Origin of the sequence: Microbacterium sp. NPDC090003 (genome assembly GCF_044748385.1) — a bacterium.
Lineage (GTDB): Bacteria > Actinomycetota > Actinomycetes > Actinomycetales > Microbacteriaceae > Microbacterium.
In genome coordinates, this window is the sequence record NZ_JBIVFW010000002.1 from 218,389 (window position 1) to 230,854 (window position 12,466).

The 12,466-nt window shown below is 69.0% G+C and carries 15 protein-coding genes and 2 tRNA genes; 13 read left to right on the forward strand and 4 right to left on the reverse strand.

Annotation, left to right across the window (positions count from 1 at the left end; all coding sequences use genetic code 11):
• Positions 1-29: 29 nt before the first annotated feature.
• From ACIPVN_RS13925 to ACIPVN_RS13970, 10 genes are all read left to right on the forward strand, one after another.
• Positions 30-227, forward strand: a complete 198-nt coding sequence (locus ACIPVN_RS13925; protein WP_400443865.1) for a DUF4244 domain-containing protein — start codon at positions 30-32, stop codon at positions 225-227.
• Complete coding sequence (locus ACIPVN_RS13930) at positions 227-583, forward strand: TadE family type IV pilus minor pilin (protein ID WP_400443867.1); 357 nt, start codon at positions 227-229, stop codon at positions 581-583. The genes ACIPVN_RS13925 and ACIPVN_RS13930 overlap by 1 nt, the downstream gene beginning before the upstream one ends.
• The gene (locus tag ACIPVN_RS13935; protein WP_400443869.1) at positions 583-912 is read left to right on the forward strand and encodes a helicase; all 330 of its coding nucleotides are present in this window, start codon (positions 583-585) and stop codon (positions 910-912) included. The genes ACIPVN_RS13930 and ACIPVN_RS13935 overlap by 1 nt, the downstream gene beginning before the upstream one ends.
• Before the next feature lie 79 nt (positions 913-991).
• Positions 992-3,838: a type I DNA topoisomerase gene (topA, locus tag ACIPVN_RS13940; protein WP_400443872.1), complete on the forward strand. Its 2,847-nt coding sequence runs from the start codon at positions 992-994 to the stop codon at positions 3,836-3,838.
• A complete protein-coding gene (gene tmk, locus ACIPVN_RS13945) occupies positions 3,835-4,464 on the forward strand; it encodes a dTMP kinase (protein ID WP_400443875.1) in 630 nt (209 codons plus the stop codon). The genes topA and tmk overlap by 4 nt, the downstream gene beginning before the upstream one ends.
• Before the next feature lie 68 nt (positions 4,465-4,532).
• Positions 4,533-5,690, forward strand: coding sequence for a DNA polymerase III subunit delta' (locus tag ACIPVN_RS13950; RefSeq protein ID WP_400443877.1), 1,158 nt, complete (start codon positions 4,533-4,535; stop codon positions 5,688-5,690).
• Complete coding sequence (locus ACIPVN_RS13955; protein ID WP_400443880.1) at positions 5,687-7,246, forward strand: alpha/beta hydrolase; 1,560 nt, start codon at positions 5,687-5,689, stop codon at positions 7,244-7,246. The genes ACIPVN_RS13950 and ACIPVN_RS13955 overlap by 4 nt, the downstream gene beginning before the upstream one ends.
• Before the next feature lie 103 nt (positions 7,247-7,349).
• Positions 7,350-7,422: transfer RNA gene (locus ACIPVN_RS13960), tRNA-Thr, on the forward strand.
• Positions 7,423-7,490: 68 nt separating this feature from the next.
• Positions 7,491-8,072: an isochorismatase family protein gene (locus tag ACIPVN_RS13965; protein WP_400443883.1), complete on the forward strand. Its 582-nt coding sequence runs from the start codon at positions 7,491-7,493 to the stop codon at positions 8,070-8,072.
• The gene (locus ACIPVN_RS13970; protein WP_400443885.1) at positions 8,069-8,602 is read left to right on the forward strand and encodes a DUF1697 domain-containing protein; all 534 of its coding nucleotides are present in this window, start codon (positions 8,069-8,071) and stop codon (positions 8,600-8,602) included. Before ACIPVN_RS13965 ends, ACIPVN_RS13970 begins: the two co-directional genes overlap by 4 nt.
• Here the strand turns inward: ACIPVN_RS13970 and ACIPVN_RS13975 are convergent.
• Positions 8,592-8,831 carry a hypothetical protein gene (locus ACIPVN_RS13975; protein WP_400443888.1) on the reverse strand — a complete coding sequence of 80 codons (240 nt, stop codon included), beginning with the start codon at positions 8,829-8,831 and terminating at the stop codon, positions 8,592-8,594. The two genes, ACIPVN_RS13970 and ACIPVN_RS13975, sit on opposite strands and share 11 nt — an antisense overlap.
• 25 nt (positions 8,832-8,856) lie before the next feature.
• Between ACIPVN_RS13975 and ACIPVN_RS13980 the strand changes: the two genes are divergently transcribed.
• Positions 8,857-9,378, forward strand: a complete 522-nt coding sequence (locus ACIPVN_RS13980) for a CGNR zinc finger domain-containing protein (RefSeq protein ID WP_400443890.1) — start codon at positions 8,857-8,859, stop codon at positions 9,376-9,378.
• Positions 9,379-9,407: 29 nt separating this feature from the next.
• Here ACIPVN_RS13980 and ACIPVN_RS13985 read toward each other — a convergent pair whose 3' ends face one another.
• Positions 9,408-9,956, reverse strand: a complete 549-nt coding sequence (locus tag ACIPVN_RS13985) for a type 1 glutamine amidotransferase domain-containing protein (protein ID WP_391478850.1) — start codon at positions 9,954-9,956, stop codon at positions 9,408-9,410.
• 167 nt (positions 9,957-10,123) lie between these two features.
• On the opposite strand from ACIPVN_RS13985, the gene ACIPVN_RS13990 reads away from it, so the two are divergent.
• On the forward strand, positions 10,124-10,540 hold the full coding sequence (locus ACIPVN_RS13990; RefSeq protein WP_400443894.1) for a MerR family transcriptional regulator: 417 nt from the start codon (positions 10,124-10,126) through the stop codon (positions 10,538-10,540).
• Positions 10,537-11,517 (forward strand): aldo/keto reductase, encoded by a 981-nt coding sequence (locus tag ACIPVN_RS13995; RefSeq protein ID WP_400443897.1) that lies wholly within the window; start codon positions 10,537-10,539, stop codon positions 11,515-11,517. Before ACIPVN_RS13990 ends, ACIPVN_RS13995 begins: the two co-directional genes overlap by 4 nt.
• A 67-nt stretch (positions 11,518-11,584) precedes the next feature.
• Here the strand turns inward: ACIPVN_RS13995 and ACIPVN_RS14000 are convergent.
• Positions 11,585-11,657, reverse strand: a tRNA-Lys gene (locus tag ACIPVN_RS14000).
• 135 nt (positions 11,658-11,792) lie between these two features.
• The gene (locus ACIPVN_RS14005) at positions 11,793-12,455 is read right to left on the reverse strand and encodes a fasciclin domain-containing protein (protein ID WP_400443900.1); all 663 of its coding nucleotides are present in this window, start codon (positions 12,453-12,455) and stop codon (positions 11,793-11,795) included.
• Between the last annotated feature and the right edge of the window lie 11 nt (positions 12,456-12,466).

A 12,466-nucleotide genomic window follows, 5' to 3' on the forward strand; every position in this document is an offset into this window, starting at 1 on the left:
ACCGCGTCACACCAGAAAGAAGGAACATCATGCACGCACTTCCCCCACTCGACCGGCGTCGGGCCGCATCGCTGTTCGGCGACGACACCGGAGCGGCGACGGCCGAGTACGCGATCACCACGATGGCCGCCGTGGCCTTCGCGGGTCTGCTCGTGGTCATCATGCGCTCCGACGAGGTGCGCGGTATCCTCACCGACCTGGTGCGCCGGGCGCTGACCGTGGCGTGATGCCGCGATTCCGACTCTCACGGCTCGGCGGCGACCAGGGATCGGTCGCCGCCGAGTTGGCTCTCGCGCTGCCGGCGGTCGTGCTCGTCCTCGCCCTCGGCGTCGGAGCGCTCGGCGCCGCCTCGCGTCAGGTTTCTCTGCAGGATGCGGCGGCCGATGCCGCCCGCCTCCTCGGGCGAGGCGAAGACGCGGGGCGCGCCGTCGATGCCGTAGCGCGTGCGGCGCCGGGTGCCACCATGTCGTCCGCCCACTCCGGCGACCTCGTCTGCGTGACGGCGCACGCCGAGGTGGCCGTCGGGAATCTCCTCACGGTGCCGCTGCAGGCATCGAGCTGCGCCCTGGCGGGTGGTCTCTGATGGCCGGATCCGCGCTCGCCACCGGCGTCCTGGTGACAACGGCCGGCCTCGCCCTCGGACTCGCCGCGGTCGGCGGCGCCGCCGTGACCGCGCAACGAGTCGCCGGCGCGGCCGATGCGGCGGCGCTCGCCGCGGCCGACGCGGTCAGCGGTGCCGTGGTCGTCGCCGAAGAGCCCTGTGCTGTCGCGGCGCGGGTGGCCGGGGCTGCGGGAGCGACCCTCACCGGATGCTCGATCGACGGCTTCGTGGCGACCGTGCAGGTGGAGTCGGCGTACGCTGGAGTCGCTGCCGTCTCCCGAGCCCGCGCCGGGCCACCCGAGGGCGAATGACGGCAGAACGTACCTCCTCACTGCGACACACCCGGATAGCAGGGGTGTGTATGGTGTGCTTCGAAGAAAGGACGCCCCCTTGGCTGAAGGCAAGAAGCTCGTCATCGTCGAGTCCCCGACGAAGATGCGGTCGATTCAGGGATACCTCGGCGACGGCTACGAGGTGCTCAGCTCCGTCGGCCACATCCGCGACCTCGCCGACAAGCGCGACATCCCGGCCGCCGACAAGGAGGCCTACGGAAAGTACTCGATCGACATCGAGAACGGCTTCGACCCCTATTACGTCGTCTCCGATCGCAAGACGAAGACGGTCGCCGAACTCAAGCGCGCCTTGAAGACCGCCGACGAACTCCTGCTCGCCACTGATGAGGACCGGGAGGGCGAGGCGATCGCCTGGCACCTGCTCGAGACCCTGAAGCCCAAGGTTCCCGTCAAGCGCATGGTCTTCCACGAGATCACGAAGGACGCGATCCAGGCGGCCGTCGGCAACACCCGCGAGCTCGACCACGCGCTCGTCGATGCGCAGGAGACCCGACGCATCCTCGACCGCCTGTACGGCTGGGATGTCTCGCCCGTGCTCTGGTACAAGGTCAAGACCGGCATCTCGGCCGGCCGTGTGCAGTCCGCCGCCACCCGTCTGATCGTCGATCGGGAACGCGAGCGCATGGCGTTCGTCTCCGCCGAGTACTGGGACGTCGACGCCGCGGCCGCGGCCGCCGGCACGTCGTTCCGCATCCGCCTCGTGCGCGTCGACGGCGGGCAGCTCGCCCGGGGTACCGACTTCGACGACCGCGGTGCCCTGAAGAAGGCCGTCGTCGTCCTCGACGAGGCCAAGGCGCAGGCGCTCGCCCAGGCCGTCGAATCGGCCGGCGCCGGCACGGTGACCAAGGTGGAGGCCAAGCCGGGTACGCGCAGCCCCTATGCCCCGTTCACCACCTCCACGATGCAGCAGGAGGCGGGACGCAAGCTCTCGATGGGGGCGAAGCAGGCGATGAGCGTCGCCCAGCGCCTCTACGAGAAGGGGTACATCACCTATATGCGTACCGACTCCACGTCGTTGAGCACCCAGGCGGTGCAGGCGGCGAGGAGCCAGGCGGTCGCGCTCTACGGCGACTCCGCGGTGCCGCTCAAGCCCCGCGTGTACAAGTCGAAGAGCAAGAACGCGCAGGAGGCCCACGAGGCGATCCGTCCCTCGGGCGACAACTTCCGCACACCCGCCTCTCTCTCGTCCGAGCTCGACCGTGACGAGCAGCGCCTCTACGACCTGATCTGGAAGCGCACCGTCGCCAGCCAGATGGCCGATGCGAAGTACGAGACGACGACCGTCACGATCGCGGTGAACGCCGCCGGGCAGGTCGCGGAGTTCACGGCATCCGGAACCGTCTACACGTTCAAGGGCTTCCTCGAGGCGTACGAAGAGGGGCGCGACGAGAAGCGCGGCGATGCGGATGCCGCCGAGAATCAGTCGCTCCCGGCCGTCGCCGTGGGCGATGAGCTGACGGTCGCCGAGGCCGAGGCCAAGGGCCACCGCACGACGCCGAAGCCGCGGTACACCGAGGCATCGCTCGTGAAGGTGCTCGAGGAGAAGGGCATCGGGCGTCCTTCGACGTTCGCGACGATCCCCGAGACGATCCTCGATCGCGGCTATGCGGTCAAGCGCGGCCAGGCGCTCGTGCCGACGTGGCTCGCCTTCAGCGTCGTCCGGCTGCTCGAAGAGCACTTCGCCGAGCTGGTCGACTACGACTTCACGGCTTCGCTCGAGGACGACCTCGACACGATCGCGCGCGGCGAGCAGGACCGCGTCGAGTGGCTGAAGGGCTTCTACTTCGGTTCCGATGCACACGTCGGTCTGCGCAAGGTCGTCGACAATCTCGGCGAGATCGATGCGCGAGCGCTCAACTCGACGCCGATCACCGACACCGCGACCCTGCGCTTCGGCAAGTACGGCCCGTACCTCGAGGTCGCCGATCCCGAGAACCCCGAGGCGAAGCCGCGCATCGTCAACGTCCCGGAGGACCTCGCGCCCGACGAGCTCACGGCCAAGAAGGCTCAGGAGCTCATCGACGCTCCTGTCGCCGGCGATCGCGTGCTGGGGGAGAACCCCGAGAACGGCAAGATCGTCGTCGTCAAGGACGGACGCTTCGGTCCTTACGTGCAGGAGAGCGACCCGGTGTCCGACGACGCTGCGGTCGACGAGACGACCGGCGAGGTCGTGGAGGCTCCGAAGAAGCGCGGCGCCAAGAAGGAGGCCGCGCCCAAGCCGCGCACCGCCTCGCTCTTCAAGTCGATGTCGGTCGATGAGATCGACCTCGACACCGCCTTGCGGCTGCTCACCCTGCCGCGCGTCGTCGGTGTCGACCCCGAATCCGGCGACGAGATCACCGCCCAGAACGGCCGCTTCGGTCCGTACCTGAAGAAGGGCGCCGACTCGCGCTCGCTCGAGAGTGAATCGCAGATCTTCGACGTGACCCTCGAGCAGGCGCTCGAGATCTACAAGCAACCCAAGTACGGTGCCCGCCGTGCATCCAGCGCGCTCGCCGAGTTCGAGGCCGACCCGGTCAGCGGCAAGCCGATCCGCATTCGCGACGGTCGCTTCGGCGCCTACGTGACCGACGGCGAGACCAACGTCACGATCCCGCGCGGCCAGAAGCCCGAGGACATCACGTTCGAGACCGCGGTGCAGATGCTGGCCGACAAGCGCGCGAAGGGCCCGGCTCCCAAGCGCGGCTCGCGTGCGGCGGCGAAGAAGGCCCCTGCGAAGAAGGCCCCTGCCAAGAAGGCCCCGGCGAAGAAGGCCCCGGCGAAGAAGGCTGCAGCGAAGAAGGCTCCGACGGATGCCGAGAAGGCGGCCGCACGGTCGGCGGCGGCGAAGAAGGCGGCCGCGACCCGCGCCGCGAACGCGGCAGCGAAGAAGGCCGGTTCGTGACCGCAGACCGCGGTCGCTGGATCACGCTCGAGGGCGGTGACGGCTCGGGTAAGACCACGCAGTCGGATCTGCTCGCCTCCTGGCTGTCGGACACGGGCCATGAGGTCGTGCGCACGCGCGAGCCCGGCGGGTCGGAGGTCGGTCAGTTGATCCGCGACATCGTGCTCCACCACCGCGGCGACATCGCGCCGCGCGCCGAGGCCCTGCTGTACGCGGCGGACCGGGCGCACCATGTCGCGACGGTCGTGCGTCCCGCGCTCGAGCGGGGCGACATCGTGCTGCAGGATCGCTACCTCGACTCGTCCGTCGCCTATCAGGGGGCGGGCCGCGTTCTCGATGCGACCGAGATCCGTGACCTGTCGCTCTGGGCCGCCGAGGGTGCGCTGCCCGACCTCACGGTGCTGCTCGACCTCGACCCGCAGACGGCCCGCACGCGGCTCGACTCGGCAGACAAGCCCTTCGACCGGCTCGAAGCGGAGAAGGCCGAGTTCCACGGTCGGGTGCGCGATGCGTACCTGTCGCTCGCGGCCGCCGAACCGGAGCGCTTCCTCGTGATCGATGCCTCCTCGCCCGTCGACGTGATCGCCGGCGAGATCCGTGCACGGGTCGCGTCGTTCCTGGGCTGAATCGGGTCTTCCGCACAGCTCGACGACCGCATGCGGTCGGCGTCGGTGGTGCCGATTAGGCTGAGTGCATGCCTGAGACCATCGCCGCCCCTTTCCCCTGGGCCGATGTGTGGGGGCAGGACGCTGCGGTCGAGACTCTGCGCGACGCGGCATCCGATCCTTCGGCGCTGTCGCACGCCTGGCTGATCACCGGCCCGCCGGGGTCCGGGCGCTCCACTCTCGCTTATGCCTTCGCCGCGGCGCTGATCGCCGACCGGCCCGACGACGAGGCGACCATGCGGCAGGTTCTCGCGGGCACTCATCCCGACGTGACCGCGCTGCGCACCGACAAGGTCATCATCACCATCGCCGAGGCGCGCGCTCTGGTCGAGCGCTCGTACTTCGCCCCGTCGGCAGGGCGTTACCGCGTCATCGTCGTCGAAGATGCCGATCGCATGGTCGAGCGCACCTCGAACGTCCTGCTGAAGGCGCTCGAGGAGCCGCCCGAGAAGACCGTGTGGATCCTCTGCGCCCCCAGCGAAGCCGATCTGCTCCCGACCATCCGCTCGCGCGTGCGTTCGCTGCGGCTCCGTGAACCCGATGTCGCCGATGTCGCGCGGTTGATCAGCCTGCGCACGGGCGTCGACGAGGTCGTGGCCGAGCAGGCCGCGCGCCACTCCCAGCGACACATCGGCATGGCGCAGCGACTCGCCACCGATGAGGCCGCCCGTCGCCGCCGCGACGACACGCTCCGCTCGGTGATCGGCGTGCGCGGAGTGGGCGATGCCGTCGAGGTCGCCGGACGCATCATCCAGGCCGCCACCGAAGACGCGAAGGCCCTGACCGCCGAGCGCGACGCGGCCGAACGCGCGAACCTGCTGCGCATGGTGGGCGTCGCCGAGGGGCAGGCCGTCCCACCGGCGCTGCGCTCCCAGATCTCGGCCCTGGAAGACGATCAGAAGAAGCGCGCCACCCGGAGCCTGCGCGATGGCATCGACCGTGTGCTCACCGATATGCAGTCGCTCTTCCGAGACGTCGTGATGCTGCAGTTCGGCCGCACCGACGAACTGATCAACCGTGAACTGCGGGCCGAGCTGACCGCGCTCGCGGAAGCCTGGCCAGAGACCCGTACGCTGGTCGTACTCGACCACCTCGCCGACACCCGGCAGGCGCTGGAGCGAAACGTCGCACCGCTGCTCGCCCTCGAGAGCTTGCTCGTGACCATCACGAGCGGGAGGACACCGTGAACATCCGCAAGACTTCCCGCCTCCGCCGGGCCGCCGCACTCGTCGCCGGCCTCGCCGTCGCCGCCGTGGCGCTCTCCGGCTGCCTCTACTCGATGATTCCCGAGGAGACGGCGACGCGCCCGTCGGCGACCGGCGCGCCCGACACCGACGGCGTGTCCGAGGATCTCCTTCCGTTCTACTCGCAGGAGTTGACCTGGGAGTCCTGCGGCAGCGCCGGCTTCGACTGCACGACGGTCACCGCACCGCTCGATTGGGAGAATCCCGCACAGGGGGAGATCGAGCTCTCGATCATCCGGCACCAGTCCGAGCAGACGCCGATGGGCTCCCTGCTCACCAACCCCGGTGGCCCCGGCGCCAGCGGCGTCGCGCTCATCCGCGACAGCCTCGACTACGCGGTCGGCGCCGATCTCATCGAGAACTACGACGTCATCGGCTTCGACCCGCGCGGCGTGGGGGAGTCGACGGCGGTGCGCTGCTTCGATGCGGCCGAGATGGACGCCTACCTCTACGACGTCCCGACCTCACCCCGTGGCAGCGCCGAGTGGGAGGCCGAGCTCACCGAGCGGAACACGGCGTTCGCCGAGGCGTGCGACGCGAACAGCGACGGCATCCTGCCGTACATCACCACGATCAACGCGGCGCGCGACATGGATCTGATCCGTGCGGTGCTCGGCGACACGCAGCTCAACTACCTGGGGTACTCCTACGGCACGTTCCTCGGCGCGACCTACGCCAACCTCTACCCCGAGAAGGCCGGCCGCCTCGTTCTCGACGGAGCGATCGACCCCTCGGTTCCCGGGCTCGAGGTCGGAGCGACGCAGGCCCTCGGATTCGAATCCGCCCTGCGCGCGTACATGCAGGACTGCCTCGACTCCGGGAGCTGCCCGTTCAACGGTTCGGTGGACGACGCCATGGCGGACCTCGGGGCACTGCTCGCGAGCGTCGACAGGACGCCGCTCGAGAACGGCGACGGGCGGATGCTCGGCGCCGACTCGCTCATGACGGCGATCATCGCCGCCCTCTACTCGCAGGACAGCTGGACCTTCCTCACGCAGGCGCTCGATGAGGCGCTGCAGGGCGACCCGGCGACGGCGTTCGTGCTGGCGGACTTCTACAACGGTCGAGAGGCCGGTGCGTACACCGACAACTCGACCGAGGCCTTCCGTGCGTACAACTGCATGGACTACCCGGTCGAAGACGACCCCGCCGCCGAGGCCGCGACCACGAAGAAGATCGAAGAGGGGGCGCCGACCATCGCGCCCTACTGGACCGGGCCCGACTCGTGCGAGGTGTGGCCCTACCCGCCCACGGGAACCCGCGGGGAGATCTCGGCCGAGGGCGCCGGACCCATCCTCGTCATCGGCACGACCAACGACCCGGCCACACCGTACGAGTGGTCGGAGGCGCTCGCGGATCAACTCGACGAGGGTGTGCTCGTCACTCGCGTGGGCGAGGGCCACACCGGCTACAACAAGGGCAACGGATGCGTCGACGACGCCGTGGAGGCCTTCTTCCTCGACGACGTGGTGCCCGAAGACGGTCTCCGCTGCGAGTGACGTCCGTGACTCGCGCATGTGACACGCGCGTGACTCGGCCTCGATTCGCGAGCGAGCGCGAGACAGGGTAATATCGGTGATCGCGCCGGTTCGTCCGTCGCACGCCGCTTTAGCTCAGTCGGCAGAGCATTTCACTCGTAATGAAAAGGTCGTCAGTTCGATTCTGACAAGCGGCTCCGACAGCCCCCGTGATGCGAAGAACATCACGGGGGCTTTCCCTTTCCCGACGGCGTACCCTCGAATCATGAGCAGAGCGCTTCTCATCGTCGACGTCCAGAACGATTTCACCGAGGGCGGTGCGCTGGCGGTCGCGGGCGGTGATGCCGTCGCCGCCGCGGTCTCGACGTATCTCGCCGCCCACGCCGGAGATTACGACGTGATCGTCGCCTCTCGGGACTGGCACGACGCCGAGGGCGATAACGGCGGGCACTTCGCCGAGAGTCCCGACTACGTCGACTCCTGGCCGGTGCACTGCGTCGCGGGTACGCCGGGTGCCGAGTACGACCCGTTGCTGGAGACGGATGCCGTCACCCACCACGTGCGCAAGGGACAGGGACTGCCCGCCTACTCGATGTTCGAGGGCGTCACGGATTCCGGCGAGACGGTCGGAGCCGTGCTCACGGCGGCCGGGGTGCTCAGCGCCGATGTGGTGGGGATCGCGACGGATCACTGCGTCCGGGCATCCGCTCTCGATGCGGTCGCCCACGGGGTGCGTGTGCGGGTGCTCACCGATCTGGTCGCGGGCGTCGGTGCCGAGTCGAGTGAGGCCGCGCTGATCGAGCTCGCCCACGCGGGCGCCGAGCTCGTCGCGAGCGCCGAGGCGTGAGTCGCAGCGTCCTGCTGCTCCGCGCGGTGAACGTCAGCGGTCGCAATCGCGTGCCGATGGCCGAGCTGCGTTCGGCGTTGACCGACGCCGGGGTGCTCGAGGACGTGTCGACGTACATCGCGAGCGGCAACATCGTGTGTCGGCATCCGTCCGATCCGGTCGCGGCCTGCGCGAGTGTGCGGTCGCTCATCCAGGACGAGTTCGGAGTCGACACTCCGGTGATCCTGCGCACGCACGACGCTCTCTCTCGCGCCCTGGCGTCGCAGCCGTTCGCCGATCCGGTCGAGAAGCTCCTGCACGCCATGTTCCTCGAGGGCGCTCCGCAGAAGGGCGCGATCGCGGCTCTGCGTGAGCGTCTGGTGCCGGGGGAGGAGATCGCCCTCGTCGGGCACGATCTGTGGATCTCCTACTCCGAGTCCGGGGTGCATGCGTCGAAGCTCACGAAGGCCGTTCTCGATCGCGCGCTGGGAGTGGCCGGCACGGCGCGGAATCTGCGCACCGTGAGAAAGCTGGTCGAGCTCACGGCCTGACGGTCGGCGATTCCCCGACGCTGCGGCTCATCGCGATCGGCGGCAGAGCGGTCGACGGCGTAGCGCTCGACGGGCGTAGATCGACGCGACGCGCAGCGCACGTCCCGCACCGCACGTAGACGACGATGCCCTCGCTCGTCGCATGGCGGGACTCCGTCAGCCAGGAGTGCTCGTGCGCCACCGGGGCGGGAGCCGGACGGAGGATCGGAAGGGTGTTCGTGGTGGTCATGAGACCAGCGTGATGTAATGGCGTTATGCATCTCAACCCTTACGGGGAGTACGCGGTCCTCCTGGCGACCTCGCTCGCCAACGACTGGCCGGCCGACCGCGCCGGGATCGAGGAGCGCACGATCGAGATGGGGATGACGATGACGTTCCCGCCCACCGCCGATGACCATGCCCGCGTGCGCGACGTCATCGACGACTGGCTCCGGATCGTCGACGAAGCCGACCCCGACGCTCGAGCGTCGCTGCTCAACGCCCAGCTCGCGGAGGCGGCCGCGTACCCGCGACTCACCAACCATGACGGAGAGGGCTGGCACCTGCACTACCGCGATGATGTGCCCTCACTGCCGTACGTGCTGCGGGCGATCATCAACCTCGGCACCTCGCTCCACCTGGTCACCCGTGGCATGAGCAGACTCGGGCGTTGCGCGGCATCCCCCTGCACGAACGTCGTCGCCGACGTCACCCGCAACGGCCGCCAGCGATTCTGCTCGGTGCGCTGCGCGAACAGGGCCGCGGTACGACGGCATCGGGCCCGGGGAGGTGCCTGATCCTGCCCCGGGCCCGATGGTGATGCGGGTCAGGCGGTCTGGCCCTCGTGGCGCCCCTCGCCGATCTCCTCGACGACCTTCGCGTTGAAGGCCGGCAGGTCGTCCGGGGTGCGGCTCGAGACGAGGCCCGCGTCGACGACGACCTCCTCGTCGACCCAGGTCGCTCCGGCGTTGCGCAGGTCGGTCTTCAGGCTCGGGTAGCTGGTGAGCGTTCGCCCATCGACGACGCCGGCCTCGATGAGGATCCACGCGCCGTGGCAGATGACTCCGACGGGCTTGTGCTGCGCGAAGAACTCCTTCGCCAGAGCGACGGATGCCTCGTCGAGCCGCAGGTGGTCGGCGTTCACGACGCCGCCCGGGAGCACGAGCGCCTCGAACTCATCGGCACTCGTGTCGCCGGAGATGAGGTCGACGGTCTGCTCGTGACCGTTCTTGCCGGTGATGCTGCCCGCGGCCGGGGCGATCAGCGTCGCGCTCGCGCCCGCGGCGGTCACCGCCTCCCAGGGGCTGGTCAGCTCGCTGTCCTCGAAGCCGTCGGTCGCCAGGAATGCCACGCGGTTTCCGGTGAGAGTCGCCATGGTCGTCGTCCTTTCAGGAGGGGGAAGTGGATGCTCCGACTCTGCCGCGAGGGGCGGATGCCGGGAAGGGGGTGGCCAGTGCGCGACGAGGGTGATAGCGGCACGGATGCAGCGGGCGGGATCGATGCGCTTGACCCGGAGCGCGCGCCGGGGTGCACCATGGGGACATGGCCGAAAACCTGATGCCCGACATCGACCTCGACATCCCCGACGGCGGCTTCACGATCGGGGAGGCAGCGGCCGCCCTCGGCATCCCGATGGAGACCCTGCGCTACTGGGACCGAGCGGGACTGCTGCGAGAGGAGACGCCGCGCAATGCGGGTGGTCAACGCCGGTACGGGCGCTCGGATCTGGAGTGGATCGCTGGAGTGATCATGCTCCGGGAGACGGGCATGGGGGTCAGTGGCATCCGCGAGATCGCGGCGCTCAGCCGCACCCCGGGTACCGAGGTCGAGCGCCTCGCGTTCTTCGAGGCGCACCGTCGGCAGGTGCAGCGCGAACTCGCTCGCACGCGGCGGCATCTCGCCGCGATCGAACAGAAGATCGCCGCCTATCGCGCGGTGGTCGAGAAAGAGGAATCATGAAGCAGCACGCCCTCGGCGACGGACTCGTCGTCTCGTCCATCGGGCTCGGAGCGATGGGGATGAACGCGTTCTACGGGCCGAGCGATGAGCAGGAGTCGATCGCGACCCTGCAGCATGCCATCGACCTGGGCGTCACCTTCATCGACACCGCCGAAGCCTACGGGCCGTTCACGAACGAGCAGCTGATCGGGAGAGCGCTGGGCGCACGTCGCGACGAGATCGTCCTCGCGACCAAGGCATCGTCGGAGACCGACGACGACGGCACCGTCCACGGACGCAACGGCAGCCCCGCCTACATCCGTCGTGCATGCGAGCGCTCGCTGACACACCTCGGCACCGATGTCATCGACCTGTACTACCTGCACCGGGCCGATCCGAACGTCCCCATCGAGGACAGTATCGGCGCGATGGCCGATCTCGTGAGCGAGGGCAAGGTGCGGCACCTCGGACTCTCGGAAGTCTCCGCGTCGACCATACGGCGCGCGCATGCCGTGCATCCGATCGCCGCGATCCAGTCGGAGTTCTCGCTCTTCTCCCGAGACGTGCTGGGCAACGGCGAGAAGGCCACGGCCGACGAGCTGGGCATCGGTTTCGTCGCTTTCTCGCCCCTCGGACGAGGTGTGCTGAGCGACGGCATCCGCAGTCTCGACGATCTCGCCCCCGACGACGCGCGTCGGCACCTGCCCCGCTTCGCCCCCGAAGCGTTCGCGGCGAATCGGATGCTCGTCGCCCGGGTCGAACGGATCGCCCGGCGCCTCGGCGCCACGGTCGCGCAGGTGGCGCTGGCGTGGGTGATAGCGGAGGGGGTCGTGCCGATCCCCGGCACTCGGCGCCGTAGCCGCCTCGAGGAGAACGCGGCCGCGGTCGACCTGGTGCTGACCGAGGAGGTGCGCCGAGAGTTGGCGGATGCCCTGCCCGCGACGGCGATCGTGGGTTCACGCGATGGGATCGACGCTCCGGAGGGACACGACCGGTGACGCCGGGTGCGGGCGAAAGCCCTCGTGAAGAATCTCTCCCGACCGCCGAACGGTGAGGGGGATGCGGTGGGCCCCGTGGGGCTCGAACCCACGACCCGCGGATTAAAAGTCCGATGCTCTGCCAACTGAGCTAGAGGCCCGTGCTCCCAGTCTAGGGCGCAGAAAGAGGGCCGTTGACGACACAGCTATCGTCAACGGCCCTCTGTTACCTCAGATCATCCCTCCCCGGATGATGTGAGGCCTCGTGCCGGGGTCCAGTCGGCACTCTCCCGCTCTTACTGAGCCGGGGGCATCAGAACCGTGTCGATGAGGTACACGGTCGCGTTTGCGGTCTGCACGCCACCGCAGATGACGTTGGCGCCGTTGACCATGAGCTCGTCGCCGCTGCCGGTGACCTCGAGGTCAGCACCGTTGACGGTGGGGTGCGTACCCACGATGTCGTCCGGAGTGATCTGGCCGGGGACCACGTGGTACGTGAGAATCGAGCTCAGCGTGGCGCTGTCGGTCTTGAGCGCGTCGATCGTGGCCGGGTCGATCTTGGCGAACGCGTCGTCGACCGGGGCGAAGACGGTGAACTCGTCACCGTTGAGCGTGTCGACGAGGTCGACGTCGGGGTTCAGCTGTCCGCTGACCGCTGCGGTGAGCGTGGTGAGGATCGGGTTGTTCGAGGCCGCGACCGCGACCGGGTCCTTCGACATGCCCTCAACCGAACCGGCGCCGTCCGGAACCTGCTCGGCGTACGCGGCGCAACCGGGGCCGACGAGGTTCGCCGCCGGGTCCATCTCCATGGGCTCGGACGACTGCGAGCTCTCGGGCGCCATGGGCTCCTCGGACTCGGTGGTGCTTTCGCCGCTGCCCATCGAACATGCGGAGAGCAGGAACGCGCTCGCCACCGTGAGCGTCAGTGCTGCGGTGACCTTCTTCTTGGTGCTGAACATTTCAAGCTCCT